Annotated in this window: 23 protein-coding genes; 11 read left to right on the top strand and 12 right to left on the bottom strand. The window is 37.7% G+C overall.

Annotation, left to right across the window (positions count from 1 at the left end):
• Positions 1 to 2: 2 nt before the first annotated feature.
• From DV434_RS07515 to DV434_RS07505, 3 genes are read left to right on the top strand one after another with little or no spacing between them, the layout of a single operon-like run.
• Positions 3 to 1,052, top strand: a complete 1,050-nt coding sequence (locus tag DV434_RS07515) for a peptide ABC transporter ATP-binding protein (RefSeq protein ID WP_118785657.1) — start codon at positions 3 to 5, stop codon at positions 1,050 to 1,052.
• Complete coding sequence (locus tag DV434_RS07510) at positions 1,052 to 1,861, top strand: peptide ABC transporter ATP-binding protein (protein ID WP_118785656.1); 810 nt, start codon at positions 1,052 to 1,054, stop codon at positions 1,859 to 1,861. The genes DV434_RS07515 and DV434_RS07510 overlap by 1 nt, the downstream gene beginning before the upstream one ends.
• Positions 1,862 to 1,872: 11 nt before the next feature.
• On the top strand, positions 1,873 to 2,889 hold the full coding sequence (locus DV434_RS07505) for a YeiH family protein (RefSeq protein ID WP_118785655.1): 1,017 nt from the start codon (positions 1,873 to 1,875) through the stop codon (positions 2,887 to 2,889).
• A 92-nt stretch (positions 2,890 to 2,981) separates the two neighbouring features.
• Here the strand turns inward: DV434_RS07505 and truA are convergent, their stop codons facing one another.
• Positions 2,982 to 3,791: a tRNA pseudouridine(38-40) synthase TruA gene (gene truA, locus DV434_RS07500; RefSeq protein ID WP_118785654.1), complete on the bottom strand. Its 810-nt coding sequence runs from the start codon at positions 3,789 to 3,791 to the stop codon at positions 2,982 to 2,984.
• Positions 3,792 to 4,025: 234 nt separating this feature from the next.
• Between truA and fbp the strand changes: the two genes are divergently transcribed.
• Complete coding sequence (gene fbp / locus DV434_RS07495) at positions 4,026 to 5,027, top strand: class 1 fructose-bisphosphatase (protein WP_118785653.1); 1,002 nt, start codon at positions 4,026 to 4,028, stop codon at positions 5,025 to 5,027.
• A gap of 84 nt (positions 5,028 to 5,111) precedes the next feature.
• Here the strand turns inward: fbp and DV434_RS07490 are convergent, their stop codons facing one another.
• The 3 genes from DV434_RS07490 to rsmI all read right to left on the bottom strand — a co-directional run bounded on the left by DV434_RS07490 (position 5,112) and on the right by rsmI (position 8,181).
• Positions 5,112 to 5,663, bottom strand: coding sequence for an NlpC/P60 family protein (locus DV434_RS07490; RefSeq protein ID WP_118785652.1), 552 nt, complete (start codon positions 5,661 to 5,663; stop codon positions 5,112 to 5,114).
• A gap of 115 nt (positions 5,664 to 5,778) precedes the next feature.
• Entirely contained in the window at positions 5,779 to 7,227 is a 1,449-nt protein-coding gene (gene tldD / locus DV434_RS07485) for a metalloprotease TldD (protein ID WP_118785651.1), read from the bottom strand.
• A gap of 102 nt (positions 7,228 to 7,329) precedes the next feature.
• Positions 7,330 to 8,181 (bottom strand): 16S rRNA (cytidine(1402)-2'-O)-methyltransferase, encoded by an 852-nt coding sequence (gene rsmI, locus DV434_RS07480; RefSeq protein ID WP_118785650.1) that lies wholly within the window; start codon positions 8,179 to 8,181, stop codon positions 7,330 to 7,332.
• Positions 8,182 to 8,252: 71 nt separating this feature from the next.
• On the opposite strand from rsmI, the gene DV434_RS07475 reads away from it, so the two are divergent.
• The 7 genes from DV434_RS07475 (at position 8,253) to nrdB (ending at position 16,002) form a co-directional block, all read left to right on the top strand.
• Positions 8,253 to 9,980, top strand: a complete 1,728-nt coding sequence (locus DV434_RS07475; RefSeq protein ID WP_118785649.1) for a penicillin-binding protein activator — start codon at positions 8,253 to 8,255, stop codon at positions 9,978 to 9,980.
• On the top strand, positions 9,980 to 10,339 hold the full coding sequence (locus DV434_RS07470) for a YraN family protein (protein ID WP_118785648.1): 360 nt from the start codon (positions 9,980 to 9,982) through the stop codon (positions 10,337 to 10,339). Before DV434_RS07475 ends, DV434_RS07470 begins: the two co-directional genes overlap by 1 nt.
• A gap of 12 nt (positions 10,340 to 10,351) precedes the next feature.
• Positions 10,352 to 10,936: a D-sedoheptulose-7-phosphate isomerase gene (locus DV434_RS07465; RefSeq protein ID WP_118785647.1), complete on the top strand. Its 585-nt coding sequence runs from the start codon at positions 10,352 to 10,354 to the stop codon at positions 10,934 to 10,936.
• Between the two features lie 55 nt (positions 10,937 to 10,991).
• Entirely contained in the window at positions 10,992 to 11,573 is a 582-nt protein-coding gene (dolP, locus tag DV434_RS07460; RefSeq protein WP_118785646.1) for a division/outer membrane stress-associated lipid-binding lipoprotein, read from the top strand.
• 244 nt (positions 11,574 to 11,817) lie between these two features.
• Positions 11,818 to 14,088: a class 1a ribonucleoside-diphosphate reductase subunit alpha gene (gene nrdA / locus DV434_RS07455; RefSeq protein WP_118785645.1), complete on the top strand. Its 2,271-nt coding sequence runs from the start codon at positions 11,818 to 11,820 to the stop codon at positions 14,086 to 14,088.
• 17 nt (positions 14,089 to 14,105) lie between these two features.
• Positions 14,106 to 14,867: a TIR domain-containing protein gene (locus DV434_RS07450; protein WP_118785644.1), complete on the top strand. Its 762-nt coding sequence runs from the start codon at positions 14,106 to 14,108 to the stop codon at positions 14,865 to 14,867.
• Between the two features lie 4 nt (positions 14,868 to 14,871).
• Entirely contained in the window at positions 14,872 to 16,002 is a 1,131-nt protein-coding gene (gene nrdB / locus DV434_RS07445) for a class Ia ribonucleoside-diphosphate reductase subunit beta (RefSeq protein ID WP_118785643.1), read from the top strand.
• Positions 16,003 to 16,116: 114 nt separating this feature from the next.
• Here the strand turns inward: nrdB and odhB are convergent, their stop codons facing one another.
• The 8 genes from odhB to DV434_RS07405 all read right to left on the bottom strand — a co-directional run bounded on the left by odhB (position 16,117) and on the right by DV434_RS07405 (position 25,698).
• Positions 16,117 to 17,346 carry a 2-oxoglutarate dehydrogenase complex dihydrolipoyllysine-residue succinyltransferase gene (odhB, locus tag DV434_RS07440; protein WP_118785642.1) on the bottom strand — a complete coding sequence of 410 codons (1,230 nt, stop codon included), beginning with the start codon at positions 17,344 to 17,346 and terminating at the stop codon, positions 16,117 to 16,119.
• A gap of 120 nt (positions 17,347 to 17,466) precedes the next feature.
• Positions 17,467 to 20,274, bottom strand: a complete 2,808-nt coding sequence (gene sucA, locus DV434_RS07435; protein ID WP_118785641.1) for a 2-oxoglutarate dehydrogenase E1 component — start codon at positions 20,272 to 20,274, stop codon at positions 17,467 to 17,469.
• Between the two features lie 255 nt (positions 20,275 to 20,529).
• Complete coding sequence (locus DV434_RS07430) at positions 20,530 to 21,027, bottom strand: hypothetical protein (protein ID WP_005664978.1); 498 nt, start codon at positions 21,025 to 21,027, stop codon at positions 20,530 to 20,532.
• Positions 21,024 to 22,121, bottom strand: a complete 1,098-nt coding sequence (locus DV434_RS07425; RefSeq protein WP_118785640.1) for an AAA family ATPase — start codon at positions 22,119 to 22,121, stop codon at positions 21,024 to 21,026. The genes DV434_RS07430 and DV434_RS07425 overlap by 4 nt, the downstream gene beginning before the upstream one ends.
• 75 nt (positions 22,122 to 22,196) lie before the next feature.
• On the bottom strand, positions 22,197 to 22,829 hold the full coding sequence (locus DV434_RS07420) for an MBL fold metallo-hydrolase (RefSeq protein WP_118811574.1): 633 nt from the start codon (positions 22,827 to 22,829) through the stop codon (positions 22,197 to 22,199).
• 9 nt (positions 22,830 to 22,838) lie between these two features.
• Entirely contained in the window at positions 22,839 to 23,594 is a 756-nt protein-coding gene (locus tag DV434_RS07415; RefSeq protein ID WP_118811573.1) for a TatD family hydrolase, read from the bottom strand.
• A gap of 52 nt (positions 23,595 to 23,646) precedes the next feature.
• A complete protein-coding gene (gene mepK / locus DV434_RS07410; RefSeq protein WP_118811572.1) occupies positions 23,647 to 24,207 on the bottom strand; it encodes a peptidoglycan L,D-endopeptidase MepK in 561 nt (186 codons plus the stop codon).
• Positions 24,208 to 24,237: 30 nt separating this feature from the next.
• Complete coding sequence (locus DV434_RS07405) at positions 24,238 to 25,698, bottom strand: L,D-transpeptidase family protein (RefSeq protein ID WP_479680711.1); 1,461 nt, start codon at positions 25,696 to 25,698, stop codon at positions 24,238 to 24,240.
• Positions 25,699 to 25,756: the final 58 nt, after the last annotated feature.

Below are 25,756 nucleotides of genomic sequence, written 5' to 3'. Positions count from 1 at the left end.
TTATGGCACTACTAGACATCCGTAACCTAAATATCGAAATACAAACCTCAAACGGCCTCGTTAAGATTGTGGACGGCGTAAACTTATCGATTAATGAAGGAGAAATTTGTGGGCTTGTTGGCGAATCAGGTTCTGGTAAAAGTTTAATCGCCAAAGTAATTTGTAATGCCATCAAAGAAAACTGGATTATTACCGCAGATCGCTTTCGTTTTCATGATGTAGAGTTACTAAAACTCAGTCCTAATAAACGTCGAAAGTTAGTGGGTAAAGAAATATCCATGATTTTCCAAGATCCCCTTTCTTGTCTTGATCCAAGTCGGAAAATTGGTAAACAATTAATCCAAAATATCCCGAATTGGACATTTAAAGGAAAATGGTGGCAATGGTTTGGTTGGAAAAAACGCCGTGCCATTGAATTATTGCATCGTGTAGGAATAAAAGAACACAAAGATATCATGGCAAGCTATCCTAATGAATTAACGGAAGGTGAAGGACAAAAAGTCATGATTGCTATCGCAGTGGCAAACCAGCCCCGCTTGCTCATTGCCGATGAACCGACTAATGCATTAGAAGCAACAACAGCATTACAGGTATTTCGATTACTTTCGAGTATGAACAAAAACCAAGGTACAACCGTTTTATTGGCTAGCAATGACATCAGAAGTATTAGTGAATGGTGCGATCAGATTTCTGTACTCTATTGCGGGCAAAATACGGAATCGGGTCCAACACAAATGTTGCTTGAAAGTCCTCATCATCCTTACACGCAAGCATTGATTTATGCCGTGCCAGATTTTACGCAGCCCTTAGGATTTAAAAGCAAACTAAGCACCTTAGAAGGTACCGTACCAATTTTAGAACAAATGCCTATTGGTTGCCGTCTTGGTCCTCGTTGCCCTTTTGCACAGAAAAAATGTATTGAAAAACCAACTCGATTCAAAATAAAACAACATGAATTTTCTTGCCATTATCCAATTAATTTACGCGAGAAAACCTTCAAAGAAAAAGCTACGAGTACACCATTAACACTTGCAAGCAAAGGAAATGAATAATGCCGTTATTACAAGTAGAAGATTTAACGAAAACCTTCAAAGGTCGCAAGCGTTTATTTGGTACGAGTGACTTTAATGCGGTAGAAAATGTAAGTTTTTCTCTTGAGCGCCAACAAACCTTAGCAATTATCGGCAAAAATGGTTCGGGGAAATCAACGTTAGTAAAAATGATCGCGGGCATTACTCAGCCCACTTCTGGCAGAATTTTATTTAACGATCATGAATTGCAATTCGAGGATTTTCAATACCGCGCGCAACATATTCGAATGGTGTTCCAAGATGCGAATTCAGCGTTTAATCCTCGCTTAAACATCGGTGAGGCATTAGATGCGCCGCTACGTTTAGCAACAGATTGGGATGAAGAACGTCGCAATCAAAAAATCTTTGAAACACTGTTACTTGTAGGGCTTTACCCTGATTACACTAATCTAAAAATCAAAAATCTTTCGATCAGCCAAAAACAGCGTGTCGCTTTGGCACGCGCGCTGATTTTAGAACCTGAAATAATTATTATAGATGATGCACTTGGCAATCTGGATGCTTCAGTGCGTATTCAACTACTAAATTTAACCCTTGATTTGCAGCAACGTTTAGGTATCTCTTACATTTATGTAGGCCAAGACCTCGGTGTGATTAAACATATCGCAGACACAGTCATCGTGATGGATAAAGGGAAAATGATAAAGAGCGGTACGCCTAAAACGCTATTTACCGATCCTCAAACAGATGTAACTGGGCGTTTAGTGGAAAGTTATTTTGGAAAAATTTTGGATGAAAGTGCCTGGGTAAAGAAAACTCATACTAACTAAGGAAATAAAAAATGAATACTCGTCCCTTTTATTTCGGACTTATATTTATCGCGGTTATCGCTGTACTTGCTAGCTACTTAGGAAGTACCGATTTTTCTCATCGCTATCATATCAGTGCCTTAATTATTGCCATTTTGCTGGGAATGGCAATCGGCAATACCATTTATCCTCAATTTTCTGCACAAGTGGAAAAAGGTGTATTATTTGCGAAAGGTCCTCTTCTTCGCACCGGCATTGTGCTGTATGGTTTTCGCCTCACCTTTGGCGATATCGCCGATGTTGGATTAAATGCTGTCCTCACTGATGCGATTATGCTAATTTCAACCTTTTTTCTTACCGCACTTTTGGGCATTCGTTATCTAAAAATGGATAAACAATTGGTTTATCTCACTGGAGCAGGTTGCAGCATTTGTGGTGCAGCAGCGGTTATGGCGGCAGAGCCTGTTACCAAAGCAGAATCTCATAAAGTTTCAGTGGCGATTGCCGTAGTGGTCATTTTCGGGACGCTTTCTATTTTTACTTATCCATTTTTCTACACCTGGTCACAAGATTTAATTAACGCTCATCAATTCGGCATTTATGTTGGCTCTAGCGTGCATGAAGTGGCTCAAGTTTATGCGATCGGGGGAAATATTGATCCTATCGTAGCAAATACCGCCGTCATTACCAAAATGATCCGAGTAATGATGCTCGCACCATTTTTATTAATGCTTTCTTGGTTATTAACACATAGTGATACAGTATCAGAAAATACGTCACACAAAATTACAATTCCTTGGTTTGCTGTACTTTTTATTGGCGTTGCCATTTTTAATTCTTTTGATTTATTACCAAAAGAACTTGTGAAATTATTCGTTGAAATCGATTCTTTCTTATTAATTTCAGCGATGGCTGCCCTTGGATTAACGACGCAAGCAAGCGCAATCAAGAAAGCAGGATTAAAACCGCTTGTTTTAGGAACTCTGATTTATTTATGGCTAGTGATTGGTGGATTTTTAGTGAATTATGGAATATCAAAATTAATATAAAATTCACTTAAGATTGACCGCACTTTTAAAGTACGGTCTTTTTTTATGAAGAATATTTTCAGATATGATTATTTAAAACATGAAATTACGCTTTACTTCAAAGTACGATTTAATAAACCATCCTCTAAAAATAAAGGACCAATTGGGCGTTTAGGAATATCAAACTTCTGCGGATAAATCACATCAACCAAATACAATCCATCGGGTTTTGCTGTTGGTGCGGCAAGCTGACGATTTTTCTGCTCAAGTAGCCATTGCATCCATTCAATCGGCTGATTTCCAGCGCCAACCTCAATCAAACTTCCCACGATATTGCGCACCATATGATGCACAAAAGCATTCGCCTGAATATCAACAATAATATATTTTCCGATACGAGACACATTCAAATGATGCACATTACGCCAAGGCGTATGAGACTGGCATTGTGCAGCACGGAAAGAGGAAAAATCATGTTCCCCTAATAAACATTGCCCTGCCTGATGCATTTTTTCAGCATCTAAATCTAAATGGCAATGGGTCATTCCTCCCGCTAAAATCGCAGAGCGTAATTTATTACAATAAAGAATATAGCGGTAACGGCGTGCTATTGCGGAAAATCTCGCATGAAATTCATCATCTACTTGTTTTGCCCAAGCCACCGCAATGTCATCGGGTAAATGAGCATTAGTGCCAAAAGCCCAAGCCTTCTCTGGGCGAACCGCATTGGTTTCAAAATGAACAACCTGCCCCGTTCCACTCACACCAGAATCCGTTCTGCCAGCACAAAATATTTCAATTTTTTCATTCGCAATACAAGAAAGTGCCTTTTCTAATTCTTCTTGTACGCTACGGACTTTTTCTTGTCTCTGCCAACCATAATAATTTTGCCCGTTATACTCAATGCCTAATGCGATTTTCATTTTTTACCTTTTGGCTTAATAAAGTGCGGTTATGGTAGCTCAAGTTTATTTGGAGCGCAAATTCACAAAATCGCTCCAGAATTAATTAACAAATAAATGATAGTTTCTAAAAATTACAGCAATAAATGTGAAATTTTTGTGATAAAGATCCCATTCTGATAATCTGCTATTAGAGTTTACACTCCAAACTCCCTATAATTGACTTACGCATTATGAAAAACTAAAAGGAAAATTATGAAAACATTGAGTGAATTTATCGTTGAACGCCAAGCAGAATACCCAAATGCAAAAGGGGAATTGAGTGGTATTTTGTCGTCAATTCGTCTTTTAGCGAAAATTATTCACCGAGATATTAATAAAGCAGGCTTAACAAATATTCTCGGCCAATCTGGTGTTGAGAACGTACAAGGCGAAAGTCAAATGAAACTTGATTTATTCGCCCATAACACGATGAAAGCGGCATTAATGGCGCGTGAAGAAGTGGCTGGGTTTGCCTCTGAAGAAGAAGAAAGTTTTATCGCGTTTGATACAGAACGTGGACGCAATGCAAAATACATTATTTTAACGGATCCCCTTGATGGTTCTTCAAATATTGATGTAAACGTATCCGTCGGTACAATTTTCTCCATTTATCGTCGCGTATCTCCAATTGGCACACCTGTCACCTTAGAAGATTTCTTACAACCAGGGAATAAACAAGTTGCCGCGGGTTATATTGTTTATGGTTCATCAACTATGTTGGTATATACCACTGGTAACGGAGTAAATGGGTTTACTTATGATCCATCAATCGGTACATTCTGTCTTTCTCACGAAAACATGCAAATGCCAAAAACGGGGCGTATTTATTCCATCAATGAAGGACAATACCTTAAATTCCCGCAAGGTGTGAAAAAATATATTAAATATTGCCAAGAAGAAGATAAAGCAACCAATCGCCCTTACGCCTCTCGCTATATTGGTTCACTTGTAGCAGACTTCCACCGCAATTTATTAAAAGGCGGTATTTATATTTACCCAAGTGCAACCAACTATCCAAATGGAAAGCTCCGTTTATTATATGAAGGCAATCCAATTGCATTTTTAGCGGAGCAAGCTGGTGGTGTCGCAACAGATGGTTATCGCCGAATTTTAGATATCGAACCAACCGCACTTCATGAACGTGTTCCATTATTTGTGGGTTCACAAGATATGGTGAAAAAAGCGCAAGAGATGATGGAAGAATTTAAAGAATAATAAAAATCCCCTCGACTAAAAGAGGGAATTTTTATCAATAAACCGATCAAAAAAACCGAACTTAATGTTCGGTTTTCTTTTTCATTACATAATGCGACGCGATTGAGTGTAAGTTCTAGCCCAATATTCTTCATCAAGGGAACTTATCGTCACACCTTGACCTGTACTTGCGTGCATAAATTGGTTATTACCAATATAAACACCAACGTGATTATTTTTACGGAAGAAAACTAAATCGCCTTTTTTAAGTTCTGATTTATTAATTTTTCTACCTAAATGACGCTGTTCAGCCGTAGAACGAGGCAATTCAATACCAAAAACTTCAGAAAAAGTTGTTTGCATAAATGCAGAACAATCAATACCACGTTTAGTTGTACCTCCCATACGATAGCGAGTGCCAACCCATTCATTATAAACACTAGCGAGAGCCTTATCGCCCATCAAAGCCGAGGAGCGGTTTGTTCTCACTTTGTGAAAAACGCCTGTTCGATTACCTTTTTCTAAATTACTAATCAAACCAGTTAATTGGGCATCATCACTTTCTGAAATAACCTGATGATTTACCGTTCGTGGACCATTAGAACAAGCGGTTGCGAGGGTCGCTAAACCGATAATAACTAAAATTCTTTTCAGCATAATTTCAAATAATTAAAAGAAATAAAATTTTGTAGAGGCTATCAAAATTTGAATAAAATTGCCAGTAAAAATCCAATTCTAATGGAATTTTTGTGATCTTTTGCACAATTTTGGTTTAATTTGTACCACCGACGGTAATTTCATCAATTTTTAGTGCGGGCTGTCCAACACCAACCGGCACGCTTTGTCCCTCTTTACCACAAACTCCGATACCTAAATCAAGTTCTGATTTATCTGCAACCATAGAAATCTTTTGCATCACCTCAATACCACTGCCAATTAAAGTTGCTCCCTTCACAGGTTTCGTGATTTTTCCTTTTTCAATTAAATAAGCTTCTGAAGTAGAAAATACAAATTTACCAGACGTAATATCCACTTGACCGCCACCAAAGTGCGGTGCATAAATGCCCTGTTCTACAGAAGCAATCAAATCATCAAACTGACTTTGGCCCGCAAGCATATAGGTGTTAGTCATTCTAGGCATTGGTAAATGAGCATAAGACTCGCGACGACCATTCCCCGTAGGTGCTACGCCCATCAAACGGGCATTCATTTTATCTTGCATATAACCTTGCAAAATCCCGTCTTTGATGAGTACATTGCACTGGCTTGGCACACCTTCATCATCAATAGTCAATGATCCTCGACGATTTTCAATCGTGCCATCATCCACAATCGTACATAACGGTGAAGTCACTTGCTCACCAATCTTACCTGTGAAAAGTGAACTTTCTTTACGGTTAAAATCCCCTTCTAAACCGTGCCCAACAGCCTCATGTAACAACACACCTGGCCAACCCGCACCTAATACAACTGGCATTAATCCTGCAGGTGCTGCAACTGCACTAAGGTTTACTAAAGCTTGACGAACCGCTTCTTTAGCAAATCGTACTGCTCTAATATCGCCATCAATCACTTCAAAGAACCAATCTAAACCGAAACGCCCACCTGAACCACAACTGCCTCGCTCACGTTTGCCATTTTCTTCAACTAAAACGGAAATAGATAAGCGAACTAAAGGACGAATATCTGCAGCTAACGTACCATCCGTCGCCATGACTAATATTTCCTCATAAACGGAACTAAGACTTGCTGATACGCGGGTTACTCGATGGTCTTCCGCGCGTGCTGTACGATCAACTAAATGTAATAGCTCAATTTTTTTCTCTTTAGTCAAACTTTCCAAAGGATTAATCGCTGCATAACGAGCAATAGGATTTACAACATTAAAAGCGGATGGCGAAATCAAATTTCCCTGTTTTACTTGCGCAATCCCCTTTACCGCCTCCGCACATTGCTGCAAAGAAGCAAGATTAATTTGATCAGAATAAGCAAAGCCTGTTTTCTCACCAGAAACTGCCCGCACGCCAACACCACGATCGATATGAAAACCGCCTTCTTTTATAATGCCATCTTCTAATACCCAACTTTCATCTTGGCTAAGTTGAAAATACAAATCAGCATAGTCAATATTACGATGCGACATCATATCGAAAATATTGAGCAATGCTTTAGTTGAAAGATTACTTGGTGTCAGTAATGTATTTGAAACTTGGTTTAACATATTTTTTCCAGTCTAAAAGTAAATATCTTGTAAGAACTTGTGTCCGTTTGGTGCAACAGCACAGATTAACATCAGATGAATAAAGTGCGGTTAATTTTGAGGTTATTTTTCCAAATGCGCTAATCCAAATTGGTACAAAGCATTCTTCTTATAACCATACAACTCAGCAACAATAGCCGCCGCTTTTTTTAGCGGTAATTCTTCTGCAATTAATTCAAGTGCCTTCACCGCTTGTGGAGAGATTTTATCGTTATTGTCAGATTTTGGTTTGCCTTCCACAATCAAAACCATCTCGCCTTTTGTACGATTTGGATCTTCTGAAAGCCATTCTCGTAAATTTTTAATCGTATTACCCGTAATCGTTTCCCAAGTTTTAGTAATTTCGCGGGCTAACACAATATATCGTTCTTCCCCTAACACCAATTGCATATCTTCTATCGTATCTAAAATACGGTGAGTGGATTCATAAAAAATCAAAGTGCGGTCTTCTTCTGCGATATTTTCTAATTTATCTTTGCGGGCTTTACTTTTCGCAGGTAAAAAACCCTCAAAACAAAATCTATCAGAAGCAATCCCCGATGCGCAAAGTGCGGTAATTGCCGCACATGCCCCGGGCAAAGGAACCACACAAATGCCAGCCTCACGACATTGGCGTACTAAATGAAAACCAGGATCACTAATTAATGGCGTCCCCGCATCAGAAATCAAAGCAATATTGCTACCTTGTTTAAGTTTTTCCACCAAAATATGGGCTTTTTCTTGTTCATTGTGATCATGCAAAGCAAAAAAGGGCTTTTTGATACCGTAATGACTTAATAAAAGGCCACTATGACGGGTATCTTCTGCTGCAATTAAATCCACTTGAGCAAAAGTATCTAAAGCACGCTGGGTAATATCCTGTAAATTGCCAATCGGCGTGGCAACAATGTATAAAATTCCGGTTAAATCAGTCATTTTTGTTTGCTTTTAAGTTATGAGATAAGTAAGATCTGCCACAACTATTGTCTGTTAATGATGGAGCAAGAATGTCTATTCTATTACAAGGCGGACGTTTTAAAAAACGTTTAATGCCAATTTTATTGTCAATGGCCTTAGCTGGCTGTTCAAATCTACTTGGCAGCAGTTTTACGCAAACTTTACAACAAGATGCGAATGCTAGTTCTGAATTTTATATGAATAAATTAGGACAAGCACAAGAACTCGAAGATCAACAAACCTATAAATTGCTCGCGGCTCGCGTGTTAATCAGTGAAAATAAAGTTGAACAATCAGAAGCTTTATTAAGTGAATTAGGTGAATTAAATGATGCGCAAAAATTAGATCGTACATTAATTGAAGCGAGAATTTCTGCTGCAAAAAATGCTAATGACGTCGCGCAAAATCAATTACGTGCATTGGATTTAAATAAATTAAGCCCGTCACAAAAATCTCGTTATTACGAAACCTTAGCTATTGTTGCTGAAAATCGTAAAGACATCATTGAAGCCGTAAAAGCGCGGGTAAAAATTGATGAGAATTTAACGGATGTACAACGTCGCCAAGATAATGTTGATAAAACTTGGGCATTGTTACGTTCAGCAAATACTGGTGTAATCAATAATGCTTCAGATGAAGGCAACGCAGCTTTAGGCGGTTGGTTAACGTTAATCAAAACCTACAATGATTATATTCGTCAACCAGTTCAATTAAGCCAAGCATTGCAAAGTTGGAAAAATGCTTACCCAAATCATGCAGCCGCAACGTTATTCCCAAAAGAATTGCTTACATTGCTTAATTTCCAACAAACGAATGTGTCACAAATTGGTTTACTATTGCCATTAAGTGGTGACGGACAAATTCTTGGTACAACCATTCAATCGGGTTTCAACGACGCGAAAGGTAACTCAACCATTCCAGTGCAAGTGTTTGATACCTCAATGAATTCTGTACAAGATATCATTGCGCAAGCAAAACAAGCGGGGATTAAAACGTTAGTGGGTCCATTACTAAAACAAAATCTTGATGTGATTTTAGCAGATCCTGCTCAAATTCAAGGTATAGATGTGCTTGCATTAAATGTCACACCAAATTCTCGTGCGATTCCTCAACTTTGTTATTACGGACTTTCGCCAGAAGATGAAGCTGAATCTGCTGCCAATAAAATGTGGAACGATGGCGTGCGTAATCCACTTGTCGCAATGCCACAAAATGATTTAGGGCAACGCGTAGGCAATACCTTTAATGTACGTTGGCAACAATTAGCAGGTACTGATGCGAATATCCGTTACTACAATTTGCCTGCGGATGTAACCTACTTCGTTCAAGAAAATAACTCAAATACAACCGCACTTTATGTCGTAGCAAGTCCAACTGAGCTGGCAGAAATGAAAGGTTATTTAACAAATATCGCGCCTAATTTAGCGATTTATGCCAGCTCACGAGCAAGCGCAAATGCAACAAACACTAACACGGACTTTATCACACAGATGAACGGTGTACAGTTTAGTGATATTCCATTTTTTAAAGACACCAATTCACCACAATATCAAAAACTAGCCAAAACAACTGGCGGTGAATATCAATTAATGCGTTTATATGCAATGGGTGCGGATGCTTGGTTACTCATTAATCAATTTAATGAATTACGCCAAGTGCCAGGCTATCGTTTGAGTGGCTTAACAGGGATTTTAAGTGCTGATACCAACTGTAATGTTGAACGCGATATGACTTGGTATCAATATCAAAATGGTGCAATTGTACCAGTTGCAAACTAATGTTTTCTTTAAAACGTCAACAAGGGGCGAGCTTTGAGCATCAAGCTCGCCTTTTTTTAGAATCAAAAGGCTTAACATTTATCGCTGCTAATCAAAATTTCAAATGTGGTGAACTTGATCTAATAATGAATGACAAAGGAACCATCGTTTTTGTTGAAGTTCGCCAACGTTCTAATCATGCCTTTGGCTCAGCAGTAGAAAGCGTAGATTGGAAAAAACAACAAAAATGGTTAGATTCGGCAAATTTATGGCTTGCAAAACAAAATATGAGCTTAGAAGATGCTAATTGCCGCTTTGATTTAATCGCCTTTGGCAAAACGCCCCAAGATATTCAATGGATTCCTAATTTTCTCGATTAACGGCTTTTTATGATGTTACAAAAAGTAAAAGATATTTATAGCGAAAGTATTCAAATTCAAATTGCTGCGTCTAGCATGCTTTCGGAAAATATTGCTAACGCCACCCAAATGGTGATGCAATGTTTGCTAGGCGGCAATAAAGTGATCGCTTGTGGCGTCTCGCGTTCTTATGCTAATGCACAGTTTCTCGTATCTAACTTGCTTAATCGATACGATTTAGCAAGACCTAGTTTTCCCTCTGTGCTCTTAAGTTTAGAAAGTGCGGTGGGTTCTTCTCTTGTTTTTGAACACTCGCCTGAAGAATTGTATTGTCACCAATTTAATGCCGTTGCCAAACCAGGCGACTTACTTATCGCTTTTGCGCCTTTGGGAACAGAGAAGATCGTGCTAAATACTATTTCTCATGCAGTAAATAAAGAAGTTAATGTCATTGCACTCACAGGCTCTAATAACGATGCCATTCAAGGAATTTTAGCAGATAAGGATTTAGAAATATCAATCCCAGCCAGCAAAGAAAGTCGCATTTTAGAAAATCATCTTTTTGTGATTAATGCACTTTGTGAATTGGTTGATCATACTTTATTCCCAAGTGCTTGACAGAAAAATAAATTACTTTCAAACTACCAGTAGTTCAATCTCAAAAGGAGTTAATATGAAATTATCCCCATTAAAAAAACTGGCTATCGTACTTGGAACAACAATCTTTTTACAAGGATGTGTTGCCGCTGTGATTGGAGGTGGCGCTGTAGCAGCTAAAGTAGGTACCGATCCTCGAACCACGGGGACACAAATTGATGATGAAACCCTAGAATTTAAAGTAGAAAATGCTGTAGAAAAAGATGCCCAAATTAAGGCTGAAGGCCGTGTAAATGCCGTATCTTACAATGGTCGAGTGCTTTTAATCGGTCAAGTTCCTAATAGTGGCGTAAAGGAAACTGCTACAGCTCTTGCAAAAGGTGTTGAAGGTGTCAATGACATTTATAACGAGCTGACTGTTGGCCCGAAAATCTCTTTTGCACAAATCAGCAGAGACAGTTGGATTACTACGCAAGTCAAATCAAAAATGTTAGTCGATGATCGAGTTAAAGCAACCGATGTTAAAGTTATTAGCGAAAATGGAGAAGTTTTCCTACTTGGAACCCTGACACACGCTCAAGCTGATGCAGCTGCAGATATTGCAAGTAAAATCAGTGGCGTGCAAAAAGTAATTAAAGTTTTCAAATATCTCAACTAATCTTCAAAGTGCGGTAAAAATTCAACGAATTTCAACCGCACTTTTCTCATTTTTACAAGTAAAAAATTTGATTTTTTTGCTCTTCGAAAAAACCGTTTATTTTTAAATAAGTTACCTATTGTCAATAATTCAAGCAAAAAATTTATTGCTTGATCTCAAGCAAAAAACACATTACCTTGTGCGTGATTTCATTACAAACACTATATATTGTGTTTAACATCGTTATAATAACAAGGGTCGTACAATGAATAAAAGCTTAATGGTAACCAAGCGTGATGGCACGCAGGAACAAATCAATCTTGATAAAATCCACCGTGTTATTACATGGGCAGCAGAAGGTCTAGACAATGTATCTGTTTCCCAAGTTGAGCTTCGCTCACACATTCAATTTTACGAAGGCATTCGTACTTCAGACATTCACGAAACCATTATTAAAGCAGCCGCAGATTTAATCAGCAAAGATACGCCTGATTATCAATTTTTAGCTGCTCGCTTAGCGATTTTCCATTTACGTAAGAAAGCCTACGGTCATTTCGATCCCCCTCGTTTATACGATCACGTCAAAAAACTAGTACGTATGGGCAAATATGATCATGCGTTATTGGATGATTATACCCGTGAAGAATGGGACACAATGGATGGATTCATCGACCATTGGCGTGATATGACGTTCTCTTATGCTGCCGTGAAACAATTAGAAGGTAAGTATTTAGTTCAAAACCGTGTGACGGGAGAAATCTACGAATCAGCACAATTCCTCTATTTACTCGTTGCAGCGAGTTTATTCTCTAAATATCCAAAAGAAACGCGTTTGGATTATATAAAACGTTTCTACGATGCAACATCCACCTTCAAAATATCCTTACCAACGCCAATTATGGCAGGAGTTCGCACACCTACTCGCCAGTTCAGCTCTTGCGTATTAATTGAATGTGATGATAGCTTAGATTCAATCAATGCAACGGCATCAGCTATTGTGAAATATGTTTCACAACGCGCGGGAATTGGTATTAATGCAGGTGCAATTCGTGCATTAGGCAGTGAGATTCGTGGCGGTGAAGCATTCCATACAGGTTGTATTCCATTCTATAAATATTTCCAAACTGCGGTGAAATCTTGCTCACAAGGTGGCGTTCGTGGCGGTGCGGCGACACTTTATTACCCTATTTGGCACTTAGAAGCAGAAAGCTTACTCGTGTTAAAAAATAACCGTGGTGTAGAAGACAACCGCGTTCGTCATATGGATTATGGCGTCCAGCTAAACAAATTAATGTATCAACGTTTAATTAAAGGTGGTGAGATTACTTTATTTAGTCCATCTGATGTACCTGGGCTTTATGAAGCATTCTTTGCGGATCAAGATAAATTTGAAGAACTCTACGTAAAATACGAACAAGATCCAACTATCCGCAAACGCACTGTCAAAGCTGTTGAGATTTTCTCTTTATTAATGCAAGAACGTGCATCAACAGGTCGTATCTACATTCAAAACGTAGACCACTGTAATACTCACTCTCCATTTGATCCACAAGTGGCACCAGTTCGCCAATCTAACTTATGTTTAGAGATCGCGTTACCTACGAAGCCACTTGAGCACATTAATGATGAAAATGGAGAAATCGCACTTTGTACGCTTTCCGCATTTAATTTAGGTAAGATTGAAAGCTTAGATGAATTAGAAGAACTTGCTGATCTTGCTGTTCGTTCACTTGATGCATTATTAGATTATCAAGATTACCCTGTTGTGGCGGCAAAACGTAGTTCACTTGCTCGTCGAGCATTAGGTATCGGTGTCATTAACTATGCTTATTACCTTGCGAAAAATGGTGTTCGTTATTCTGATGGTTCAGCTAATGATTTAACTCACCGCACTTTTGAAGCCATTCAATATTATTTATTGAAAGCCTCTATGAACTTAGCAAAAGAGCAAGGTGCTTGCGAATACTTCAATGAAACCACTTATGCAAAAGGCATTTTACCTATTGATACCTATAAGAAAGATTTAGATGCCTTAACACAAGAGCCTCTACATTATGATTGGGAAAGCTTGCGTAAAGATATTCAAGAATTTGGTTTACGTAACTCAACATTAACCGCTTTAATGCCATCAGAAACATCATCGCAAATTTCAAATGCGACTAATGGTATTGAGCCACCACGTGGTCATGTAAGTATTAAAGCCTCAAAAGATGGTATCCTAAAACAAGTTGTACCGGAATACGAAAACTTAAGCGACAACTACGAATTACTTTGGGATATCCCAAGCAATGATGGCTACTTACATTTAGTCGGTATTATGCAAAAATTCGTAGACCAAGCGATCTCCGCCAACACCAACTATGATCCAAAACGTTTTGAAGACGGTAAAGTACCAATGAAAGTGTTGTTAAAAGATCTTTTAACCGCTTACAAATACGGCTTAAAAACCCTTTACTACCAAAACACCCGCGATGGCGCTGAAGATGCTCAAGAAGATCTTGATGATGGCTGTGCAGGCGGTGCTTGTAAGATTTAATAATCAAGGAGAGGATTATGAAAGTTTTTTTAAGCTGGTCTGGTGAACGAAGTAAGGCAGTTGCAGAACTATTAAATGAATGGTTATGCTGCGTAATACAAGCTGCTCGACCTTGGGTATCAACTAGAGATTTAGATCGTGGCTCCCTTTGGTTTAGCGAAATAAACGATCAATTAAAAGATACTAGTGTAGGAATTATATGCCTCACACAAGAAAACAGAGTAAGACCTTGGATTTTATTTGAAGCAGGAGCTCTAGCGAAAGGACTATCTACATCTAGAGTATGTACACTACTTATTGATTTAGAACCCAAAGATGTAGAAGATCCTCTAGCACAATTTAATCATACTTTTCCGACAAAAGAGAGCATGTTTAATTTAGTTAGAACATTAAATACAGCATTAGGTGTAAATGGTCTTGATCCTAGAGTTCTTGAACAAGTTTTTGATACCTATTGGGTTCAATTTGATAAAAAATTTAAAGATATACTTAAAAATACAAAAGATATTCCTGCCGCTAAACCTAGAGCAAAAGATGATTTACTAGGAGAAATTCTAGAAAATACTCGGTTATTAAATAATCGAATTAGAAGATTAGAACTTGCCCAAGAGGAACCTAGATTGCCCGCTAGAGAAATCAGAAGAATTATTGAACATAAATTAGCATTCGGTGCATCTCGAGAAGATATCATTGGAGAATTAAGAGGAAGAGCCCCACTTCCTTTAATTCGTATGATTTTAAATGAGTTTGAATCCAAAAATACAACTACTGAGGAATAGGCAAATGGCATATACTACATTCTCACAAACCAAAAACGATCAATTAAAAGAACCAATGTTCTTTGGTCAAAACGTTAATGTTGCGCGTTACGATCAACAAAAATATGAGACCTTTGAAAAGCTCATTGAAAAACAACTTTCTTTCTTCTGGCGTCCAGAAGAAGTGGATGTGTCTCAAGACCGTATTGATTATGCTGCGTTACCTGAGCATGAAAAACACATTTTCATCAGTAACTTAAAATATCAAACCTTATTAGATTCTATTCAAGGCCGTAGCCCTAACGTGGCATTATTGCCTTTAGTGTCTATTCCTGAATTAGAAACTTGGATCGAGACGTGGACATTCTCTGAAACCATTCACTCCCGTTCTTATACACACATTATTCGTAATATTGTGAACGATCCATCTATCGTATTTGATGACATCGTGACCAACGAAGAAATTATCAAACGTGCACGTGACATTTCTTCTTACTACGATGATTTAATTCGCGACAGCCAACTTTATAGCCTATACGGCGAAGGCACTTACACTGTAGATGGCAAAGAATGTGTTGTCACATTACGTAATTTGAAAAAACAACTTTATCTTTGCTTGATGAGTGTGAACGCACTTGAAGCAATTCGTTTCTACGTATCTTTCGCTTGCTCCTTTGCCTTTGCGGAACGTCAATTAATGGAAGGTAATGCGAAAATTATTAAATTTATCGCTCGTGATGAAGCCTTACACTTAACTGGTACGCAGCACATTTTAAATATCATGGCAGCAGGTCAAGACGATCCTGAAATGGCAGAAATTGCTGAAGAATGTAAACAAGAAGCCTATGATCTATTCTTAGCTGCTGCGGAACAAGAAAAAGACTGGGCTGATTACTTGTTTAAAGACGGTTCAATGATTGGTTTAAACAAAGATATTTTGGTGCAATACGTGGAATACATCACCAATATCCGTATGCAAGCAGTTGGTCTTCCATTGCCATTTGGTGCACGTTCTAATCCAATTCCATGGATTAACGCATGGCTTGTTTCTGACAACGTACAAGTGGCGCCACAAGAAGTGGAAGTGAGTTCTTACCTTGTTGGTCAAATTAACTCAAAAGTTGATACGAATGATTTTGGCGATTTCGATCTCTAATTAAAAACACATCAGAAAATAACCGCACTTTGAAATATTCTCTTAAATATTTAAAGTGCGGTTAATTTTTTGTTCATTTTAAAAGGCTTTCTAACACAGAAAGCCTTTTATTTCTTAGATTTCTAATAACAATCTTGTTGGATCTTCCAATAATTCTTTAATCGTTACCAAGAAACCAACAGATTCACGACCGTCAATTAAACGATGATCGTAAGATAAAGCAAGATACATCATCGGGCGAATCACCACTTGACCATTAAGCGCAATCGGGCGTTCTTTAATAGCATGCATTCCTAAAATCGCACTTTGTGGCGGATTAATGATTGGAGTGGACATAAGAGAGCCAAACACGCCACCATTTGTAATGGTAAAATTGCCTCCAGTGAGATCTTCTACTGTCAATTTACCATCACGACCTTTTTCGGCTAATACTTTAATTTGTTTTTCGATCTCTGCCATGCTGAGCTTATCGCAGTCGCGAAGCACTGGTGTGACTAATCCACGAGGAGTCGAAACCGCAATACTGATATCAAAATAGTTATGGTAAACAACATCATCCCCATCAATAGAAGCATTAACTTCAGGATAACGTTTTAATGCTTCCACAACTGCTTTTATGTAGAAAGACATAAATCCTAAACGAACCCCATGCTGTTTTTCAAATTTTTCGCCATAGGTTTTACGTAGAGTCATTATCGGCTGCATATCCACTTCATTGAAAGTTGTTAGCATCGCCGTACTGTTTTTGGCTTCAAGTAAACGTTCAGCAATACGTTTACGCAAACGGGTCATTGGCACACGTTTTTCAGAACGTGCGCTATAAGCCACCGTACTAATTGTATTTTGCTCAGTGGCAGCTTCTTGTTTCGCTTGCAGTGCTTGTCGTTTTGCGATTTCACGTTCAATATCTTCACGCGTTAAACGGCCACCCACGCCCGAACCTTGAATTTGATCTGCTTGTAAATCATGTTCTGCTAATAAACGACGAATCGCAGGGCCCTGATCCGCATTATGATTATGACTATTTTCAATCGCTGCATTTTGACGATCAGACGGTGTGGGTTCATTCGCTGCTTTTAATGTCGCTGAACTCATATCCCCTTCTTGAGCCGTGGAAATTTTGCCCAGCAACTGCTTACTGACTACAGTTTCACCTTCAGCTTGAACAATTTCTGCCAACACGCCATCAGAAAGTGCGGGCACTTCTAGTACAACTTTATCCGTTTCAATTTCTACGATAACTTCATCACGTTTAACAATATCACCTACTTTTTTATGCCAAGTAGCAACGGTTGCATCCGCAACTGATTCAGGTAGGTCTGGAACAAGAATTTCAATGGTCATTTTATTTTTCCTTATCTCTCAAAGTGCAACTTATTGCACTGAATTACGCTTTTACTTTTATCCATGATGCAACAAGTGCACCTATACATTTATAAAAATATCTTAATTTTTAACCGCACTTTATAGGGTTAACGCATCTTCTACTAACTGTTTTTGCTGTTTAGTGTGAAGCGACATATAACCCACAGCAGGCGAAGCTGAAGCTGGACGACCTGCATATTTGAGTTTAACGGATTCTGGAATTGCTGATTCAAAATTATGTTTGCTGCAATACCAAGCCCCTTGGTTAAGTGGTTCTTCTTGGCACCATACATAATCCGAGACATGTGCATAAGGCTCAAGCGCTTTCCTCACATCCTCATGCGGGAATGGATAAAGCTGCTCAATGCGGATGATCGCCACATTCTTCTGATTATTAGCACGACGTTGTTCAAGTAAATCGTAATAAACTTTACCTGAACACATTACCACACGTTTTACATCTTTAGGCTCAAGCTCATCAATTTCTCCAATTACCGTTTGGAAAGCCCCATTAATCAACTCATCTAAACTGGATACAGCCAATGGATGGCGTAACAATGATTTTGGAGAAATGGCAATCAATGGACGGCGCATTTTACGTAAAGATTGACGGCGCAACATGTGATAAACCTGTGCTGGAGTTGACGGCACGCAGACTTGCATATTTTGTTCAGCACAAAGTTGCAAATAACGTTCAAGGCGAGCAGAAGAATGTTCAGGGCCTTGTCCCTCATAGCCATGAGGCAATAACATAACTAAACCACACATTCTGCCCCATTTTTGTTCACCGGAGCTAATAAATTGGTCGATAACAATTTGTGCACCATTAGCGAAATCGCCAAATTGCGCTTCCCAAATGGTTAACGTTTTTGGATCTGTTGTTGCATAGCCATATTCAAAAGCAAGTACAGACTCTTCTGAAAGTACAGAATCCCATACTTCAAAACGACCTTGATTAGCATGCAAATGTGTTAATGGTACATACCCCGTACCATCATTTTGATTATGCACAACGGCATGACGATGGAAAAAGGTTCCCCGCCCCGCATCTTCACCTGATAAACGGACATTAACACCTTCATCAAGCAAGGTTGCATAAGCCATGGTTTCAGCCATACCCCAGTCGAGCAATTTTTCGCCTTGATACATTGCTTTACGATCATTATAGATTTTTTCTACACGAGGATGCGCACGTAAACTTTCTGGATATTCACACACACGTTTAGCAAGGGTTAAAAAACGTTCCTGTGAAAATTTACTTTCATACGGCGCAGTCCAATCATAGTTGAGATATTGCAACCAATCCATTTTTGCCGTATCCATTTCTCGCCATTCTGATACGACTCGATCACCATTATCTAGCGCATCGCGATAATCATTCGCCATCTCAGTAACTTGTTCTTCAGTCATCACGCCTTCTGAAACTAAGCGATCTGCATAAACTTTACGAGGGGTAGGATGTTTTTTGATGATGCTATACATCATTGGCTGAGTGGCTAATGGTTCATCAGCTTCGTTATGCCCATGACGACGATAAGAAATTAAATCGATGAAAATATCTCGTTTAAATAAATTGCGATATTCCACCGCCATACGTGCAGCAAATGCCACCGCTTCAGGATCATCACCATTAACGTGAATAATCGGCGCTTGAATCATTTTCGCAATATCGGTGCAATATTCTGTAGAGCGCGTATCATTAGGATTGGATGTCGTAAAACCAATTTGGTTATTAATCACGATGCGAATAGTACCGCCCACACTATAACCACGGGCATTTGACATATTCAATGTTTCTTGAACAACCCCCTGCCCTGCCACGGCGGAATCTCCATGAACAGTAATCGCCAACACTTGGCTGCGTTCCGTATCATTAATGCGCGTTTGACGAGAACGCACGGAGCCAATCACAACAGGACTTACAATTTCCAAATGAGACGGATTAAATGCCAAAGTTAAGTGCACTCGCTTATCATCCACTGCGAAATCAGAAGAAAAACCTTGATGATATTTCACATCTCCCGTACGTTCACTCGAATGTTTACCCGCAAATTCATCAAATAAATCCTCAGGCTTTTTACCTAATACATTCACGAGCATATTCAAACGCCCACGGTGTGCCATTCCCATTACCACATCATTTACGCCTTGGCGACTGGCATGACGGATAATTTCTTTCATCAATGGAATAAACGCGTCACTTCCTTCTAAAGAAAATCGTTTCGCCCCCGGGAATTTTGCACCGAGATAACGTTCTAAACCGTCTGCCGCGGTAAGTTCACGAAGAAAATTAACACGTTCTTCAGATGTAAAAAGTGGTTTATCTAACACGCTTTCCATTTTGCTCTGAAGCCAAGTTTTCTGTGCCATATCTTGCACATGCATAAACTCTAAGCCAATTGAGCCACAATAGGTCTCTTTCAACATTTGAGCCAATTCGCCAAGTTTAATGGTATCTCGTTTATAAACGTAATGGTTAATATTGAAGGTTTCGTTGAGATCTTGTTCAGTAAAACCGTGATGACGATAATCTAGTTCAGGGACGGAAGATACTTTCCAACGATAATAATTGAGGGGATCGAGATTAGCCTCTAAATGGCCACGAAAACGATAGGCATTGATAAATTGTAGAACTTTCACCAATTTTGCACCAGCAGCAGGATCTATCACTGTCACCGCTTCATTATGATTTTCTCTCGCTAAACGACGAAAATAATCTCGTACTGGTGTATGAGGCTGTTCAAGTGCGGTGGTTTTTGGTAAAGAATCAAAAGTAGCTCGCCAGCTTTCCTCCACCGACTGCGGATCACTCAAATAGCTTTCATAAAGCTCTTCTATATAAGATTGATTTGCACCGCCTAATGCTGTGCTGGCTAACCAATCATCAAATGCCTTGTTTTGCTGCATAATTACCTCTTTATTATGATTATTTGGAACAATATTTTTCGCTCCATTTTTTATGCATTATACATAGGATTGAAAAGGAAATAAGCCTATTATCAGAAATTGTTACAGATTTGTGATATAATTCAAACTCTTTCCTTTTATCCTATAAAAAAGAGCCAAGAAAAATCAGCTTTATCAACCATCAAGATTTTTACGGAACGATCTGATAAATAAAAAATAGCTATAATTAAACATTAAAGCACGAGAAAAATAGAATTATTTTAAAAATGAATGAAAAATTTTTCTAAATCTTTCAATTTCATTTCCGTTATGTTGGAGCATTTCATTCTTCCATAATTGGCAATGTTCATTTTTACAATCATTTTCAAGCATTTCTCCCACTTTCTTCCATTTTCCTTGTTGAATAATAAAACGCTTAATGTGCTCAGCTTCGTATTTAGAGCCCAAAATGAAGATACGCTCTTTATATTCTGTAAATAAAGATTTTTTTAATTTTTCTATTTTACTTTCATTTTGGCTATCAAGATCTGCATCAATACAAGCTAAAACATAAGCGTGGTGATACTTATTTAATTCCTTTAATATTAAACTGTCTTTATCAGTGAGTTGCAAGAAGACATCACTAAACCCTTGACAAACAGGCTTTAATAATATTTGTTTATTTTTAGAAAATGAAAAGCCAAGAAAAATATCCTTATAAGCATTATCTTCAAAAAGGACAATTAAATAATCTTGATAGCGATTAACACTCATAATTCAACTAAGCCTGCCTTAATAAGATCTACAATATCATTTTTAACACCTAGCTCAGAAATGAATTGTAATCTAACAGGTTCAAAATGATTTTTTCTTGATAATATAAAAATATCATCTGTTGGAAACATCCGTATTGTTTCTGGGTTATGACTTGTGGCAATAAATAAAGCCTTATTATCAAAGTTTTGTTTTAAAGTATTAAAATAAAACTGAATTTCTAATAAAGAAATATAATTTTCTGGCTCATCCCATACACAAACTGAAATCAACCCTAGTTTAACGCTAGCCAAAATCGCAGCCCATAACACAAAAATTCGTTCCCCATAAGATAATTGAGAAAGTTTAAGATAGCCTTCGCCATTGCTCTTAAACTTAAAACTTAACTGTTCCTCACTATTATCTATTTCTTCCAGATCAGGAAATACTAAATTTAAGTATTCATAAATATATTGATAGCTTCTAGGTTTTTCTGAAAATAATTTCGTAATCCAAGAATTTAGATTATCAGAAAAATAATTAGGTTTTAACGCTAATTGCTCATTTTGATAGTTTGCCATCAATGCAGGAATAGGAGATATTACGATAATATTTGCCAACCAATTTTTAAAATTTTGAATAGATATTAGTTCTTGTTTTCGTGGTTTAAAAATAGGTAATGCAAATATATGCCAGTCTAAAAAGAAATCAGCAATTTCTTGATTATTTTTAGTTTTATAACTAACCTCACCATTCTCTCTATCTAATATATGTATATCATTAACAGTAAGCCGTTCTTTAATAACCCTACACGCATTAAAATCATTTGGAAAATCAAGCAAAAGAAGATATTTAATCTGCTCATTTTGTAGCTCGACCTCAAGCTCTAACTGCATAGGTAAATCATTATTTATAAAATTAAAACAGCTTTTATCAATCAAATCGGATAATTGTGATTTTCCTTCTCCTATTTTTTGAAAAATATGGAAAACTTCAACTAATGATGATTTACCCGCGCCATTCTTGCCTAAACAAAGCATTGAATCCAAATCATCAAATTTTATTTCAAAGTTTTGAAATGCCTTATAATTATGAATATATAATCGTTTTAACATTTTGTTTGCTCTCAATACGAAAAAATACTTGCATTATAGCAAAATTAAAAAACTTAACAAAAATTCACCGCACTTTTAACGATTTAAAAATGGGTTTGTCTGTTTTTCTCGAGCAATGGTTGTATAAGGCCCATGCCCAGCAATAATAATCAGATCATCATTCAACGGTAATAATTTTGTTCGAATTGAAGAAATCAATGTTTCATAGTCGCCACGAGGGAAATCGGTACGACCAATTCCACCTTGAAATAATACATCGCCTGTAAATGCCACTTTTTTCTCATGTTCAATAAAACCAATATGCCCTGGCGTATGCCCCGGTAAATGTAAAATCTCGAAATTAAAGCCATCTAATTTTAAAATTTCACCTTCCTGATTAAACCAACGATCAGGTAAAAAGGACTCAATATTTGGCAAACCAAAACGTTGAGCTTGTTCTGGCAAACTCTCAAATAAAAATTTATCTTCTTCATGAGAACCCCAAATTTCAACGCCAAAATGTTGTTTCAACTGCATGGCTGCGCCAACATGATCTAAATGACCATGGGTAAGCAAAATCACTTTAAGATTTAAATCCAGTTCTTCAATACGCTGAATTAGGCGTTCGGCTTCGCCGCCCGGATCAATGATTGCTGCATTTTTGTCGTCATCCCAAATCAAAGAACAATTTTGTTGAAATGCGGTGACTGGGATAATTTCGATATTCATTTTTGCTCCTTATAATCGATAAAATTGTTGAGTATTCCAAAGCATCTGCTCTTGAACATAATGTAATGGCAAAGATTTTAATTCAGCTACTTTCTTCACTACTGCGAATAATTGCTCAGAAACTACCGCACTATCAAATCCTTCATGTGACCAAGGACTATCAGTTTCAATCATCAAACGGTTTAACGACAAATGTTGAGCAACATATTGCGTTTTAGTATTCCATAAAATATCAGGCGTTAGGCTCGCAAAATATGGTGTAGATAAAAATTTCTGAAAAGATTTTTCATTTGTCTTAAACCAATGAAAATGGACACGTTGAATATTATGTTTCTGCAATAATTCAAGGGCAATATCCACATCATTATGCACAATATGTAAATTTAACGGAAAATCCCATCTTTTCGCTATCAGAATAAATCGTTCCAGTAATTCAATGTAAGGTGCGTAATCCAAATTTGGATTTTCACGTTTAGAATAATGTGGCAACCCCACCTCGCCAATCGCAGAAATCGATGAATGATGTTCATCAATCCATTGAAATAATTCTTTTTGTTCTTCTAAACTAGGTAATTGCTGTTCAGGATGAAAACCAGCTGCAATATAAAGTTTCTTTGGGTAAGTCTGTTTTAAATTCAATAGCTTTTTAGCACTTTTTAGATTCGTACTTACCGCAAGCATACCTGTAATCTTCGAATCACCAAGTGTTTTCTGAATATTCTCATCAGAGAGTTGATCTAAATGAAGATGACTGTCAAATAGCATAGTATTTTCCAATGAAAAACCGCACAAAAGTGCGGTTAATTTTAAATTTGTTTTACACGCCTTTCCAAGTTCTTACAGGACCTGTATCTACGTGAATAAAATTGCTTGTTGGATAATAACCCACTCCACCGTTTCGAAGACTTTCTGCAGAAGATTTCACTTTAATCAAAGGTACACCCGCAATACGGAAGTCAATAGCTTTTCCTTTAATATGATAGCTATTGCTTGCCACGCCCTTACTTTGGCGATGACGCATTGCATTAGTTGCGGCAGAACGATAGCCACAAATCACTTCAATTTCAGCATTGCGAATTCCCAAATTGCTTTGAATGTTATAAAACTTGTGGAATAAATTTGGATCCATTCTATGAACTTGGTTTGTTCGTTTATCGCGCATAAAATGGTCCAATTTTTTTAATGTGGCACTTGCGAAACCTTTTTGAGCAGAAAACTCACCACTTAATCGCTCTCCCGTATTAATGTTACGGAAAGTCAAAATACGAGGCTTAGGTGTTGAAACCATTGCTAAGACAGAATTTGGTAAAACTGATGCGCCTAAAACAATGCCACCGAGCGATAGCCATTTACGTTTCTGTTTATCAACCTTGTTCATCATCTCTCCTTTCTATTTTTTGATGGATTATTAGAGATATTTTTTGACCACATTCCAATTAATTTCACTGAAATTCATCAATCCATCATATTTATAAATATCTGGCAATGCCTGAATATTTCCGTTCTCAACCCAAGATGTCACATAGTATATAAATACTGGGTTTTCTGAACGAATTGGGGCAGAAACAGTTTTTTTACTTTCTAAAACATTTTTTCGACGTTCATCAGACCAACCGACTTCTTTTAATAAAATACTAGCAAGTTGATCGGACTTTTCAACACGTACACAACCAGAACTTAATGCGCGATCTTTACGGCTAAACAGTCCATGATTCGGCGTATCATGCAAATAAATGGCATCTGAGCTTGGCATATTAAATTTATAATTACCCAATGCACTATCGCCAGCAGCTTGTCGAACACGATAAGGGAATTTATTACTAATAGATTCCCAATCAATAGAAGCTGGGTCAACGACATTTCCCTGACTATCTAAAATTGAATAATTATGCTCCGCAATATAATTTGGATCCGCTTTCATTTTTGGCAATAAATCTTCATTGATTAAACGAGTTGGCGCATTCCAAGGCGGATTCACAACCACATTACTTAATTTACTATACATTACTGGTGTTCTGCGCGAATTTTTTCCAACAATTACCCGAGATTCTAAAATCAGCTCACCATCACGATAATACTGTAATTTATAGCTTGGAATATTTACAAAGATACCATTATGAAAATCAGGAATTACTCGCAAACGCTGTGCATTAATTGCAAGTTTCTGCCCAACTTCTGACAAGCCTGATGCAGATACCATTGATGATAACGCTTTAACAGTTTGATGATATAAGTGATTATCGCCCGATAAACTTTGTACAAAACCTAAAAGTTGGCCATTTTCTACCGCACTTAACCAACGTTGAATATGTTCATCTGCAGGTTGTTGAACTTGATAAGCGCTAGATGAATAAAGCCAACGTTGAGCTTGCACACCTACATTTTGAGTATAATACAAATAATCTAGCAATATATCGCTCAATAAAACATCATAAGCTAACCCGCCTTGTTGCTCGATCAATTCAAAGGATTCTAAGGATTTTGCTGAACGTTTAGAAATACCGCTAGCCACCATCGCAGCATAATCCTGTAATAATTGGCGAGCCGCAGTATTATCTTTCCATAATGGCGTATATTTACGTTCTGCATATAAACGAGCTAACAAAGGCTTAAACTGTAAAGCATGATCGCCTATTTCATGGGTTAGCGACATTTCTAAAATCTCTTGCTTTTCTTGTGCTAGACGAGATTGATCAAATTTAATTTCTTCTCCAAGCTTTTGTTTTTCTTCTGGAGATAAATGCGAAACATCAACGCCATGAAGTTTCTCCGATTGCCCATTTTTTGCAAAATCTGCTAAAGCACATCCTGATGTCATCATTGATAATGACAACGCAAATACTGAGAGCTTTGCAGTGCTTTTAAACATAACCATTCCTTAAACATTTCCTAAAAACAACCGCACTTTATTTAAATGCTAAAACAAA

The sequence above is a fragment of the Haemophilus haemolyticus genome, assembly GCF_003493685.1.
In the GTDB taxonomy this organism is placed as follows: domain Bacteria; phylum Pseudomonadota; class Gammaproteobacteria; order Enterobacterales; family Pasteurellaceae; genus Haemophilus; species Haemophilus haemolyticus_O.
The sequence above is the reverse complement of the archived record's forward strand: the minus strand, read 5'-3'. Positions and strand labels throughout refer to the sequence as shown.

What these genes read in the sequence shown, in the direction of transcription:
- DV434_RS07515 (WP_118785657.1), top strand. Translation starts at nt 3, where the DNA reads ATGGCACTACTAGACATCCGTAACCTAAATATCGAAATACAAACCTCA.
- DV434_RS07510 (WP_118785656.1), top strand. Translation starts at nt 1,052, where the DNA reads ATGCCGTTATTACAAGTAGAAGATTTAACGAAAACCTTCAAAGGTCGC.
- DV434_RS07505 (WP_118785655.1), top strand. Translation starts at nt 1,873, where the DNA reads ATGAATACTCGTCCCTTTTATTTCGGACTTATATTTATCGCGGTTATC.
- truA (WP_118785654.1), bottom strand. Translation starts at nt 3,791, where the DNA reads ATGAAAATCGCATTAGGCATTGAGTATAACGGGCAAAATTATTATGGT.
- fbp (WP_118785653.1), top strand. Translation starts at nt 4,026, where the DNA reads ATGAAAACATTGAGTGAATTTATCGTTGAACGCCAAGCAGAATACCCA.
- DV434_RS07490 (WP_118785652.1), bottom strand. Translation starts at nt 5,663, where the DNA reads ATGCTGAAAAGAATTTTAGTTATTATCGGTTTAGCGACCCTCGCAACC.
- tldD (WP_118785651.1), bottom strand. Translation starts at nt 7,227, where the DNA reads ATGTTAAACCAAGTTTCAAATACATTACTGACACCAAGTAATCTTTCA.
- rsmI (WP_118785650.1), bottom strand. Translation starts at nt 8,181, where the DNA reads ATGACTGATTTAACCGGAATTTTATACATTGTTGCCACGCCGATTGGC.
- DV434_RS07475 (WP_118785649.1), top strand. Translation starts at nt 8,253, where the DNA reads ATGTCTATTCTATTACAAGGCGGACGTTTTAAAAAACGTTTAATGCCA.
- DV434_RS07470 (WP_118785648.1), top strand. Translation starts at nt 9,980, where the DNA reads ATGTTTTCTTTAAAACGTCAACAAGGGGCGAGCTTTGAGCATCAAGCT.
- DV434_RS07465 (WP_118785647.1), top strand. Translation starts at nt 10,352, where the DNA reads ATGTTACAAAAAGTAAAAGATATTTATAGCGAAAGTATTCAAATTCAA.
- dolP (WP_118785646.1), top strand. Translation starts at nt 10,992, where the DNA reads ATGAAATTATCCCCATTAAAAAAACTGGCTATCGTACTTGGAACAACA.
- nrdA (WP_118785645.1), top strand. Translation starts at nt 11,818, where the DNA reads ATGAATAAAAGCTTAATGGTAACCAAGCGTGATGGCACGCAGGAACAA.
- DV434_RS07450 (WP_118785644.1), top strand. Translation starts at nt 14,106, where the DNA reads ATGAAAGTTTTTTTAAGCTGGTCTGGTGAACGAAGTAAGGCAGTTGCA.
- nrdB (WP_118785643.1), top strand. Translation starts at nt 14,872, where the DNA reads ATGGCATATACTACATTCTCACAAACCAAAAACGATCAATTAAAAGAA.
- odhB (WP_118785642.1), bottom strand. Translation starts at nt 17,346, where the DNA reads ATGACCATTGAAATTCTTGTTCCAGACCTACCTGAATCAGTTGCGGAT.
- sucA (WP_118785641.1), bottom strand. Translation starts at nt 20,274, where the DNA reads ATGCAGCAAAACAAGGCATTTGATGATTGGTTAGCCAGCACAGCATTA.
- DV434_RS07430 (WP_005664978.1), bottom strand. Translation starts at nt 21,027, where the DNA reads ATGAGTGTTAATCGCTATCAAGATTATTTAATTGTCCTTTTTGAAGAT.
- DV434_RS07425 (WP_118785640.1), bottom strand. Translation starts at nt 22,121, where the DNA reads ATGTTAAAACGATTATATATTCATAATTATAAGGCATTTCAAAACTTT.
- DV434_RS07420 (WP_118811574.1), bottom strand. Translation starts at nt 22,829, where the DNA reads ATGAATATCGAAATTATCCCAGTCACCGCATTTCAACAAAATTGTTCT.
- DV434_RS07415 (WP_118811573.1), bottom strand. Translation starts at nt 23,594, where the DNA reads ATGCTATTTGACAGTCATCTTCATTTAGATCAACTCTCTGATGAGAAT.
- mepK (WP_118811572.1), bottom strand. Translation starts at nt 24,207, where the DNA reads ATGAACAAGGTTGATAAACAGAAACGTAAATGGCTATCGCTCGGTGGC.
- DV434_RS07405 (WP_479680711.1), bottom strand. Translation starts at nt 25,698, where the DNA reads ATGTTTAAAAGCACTGCAAAGCTCTCAGTATTTGCGTTGTCATTATCA.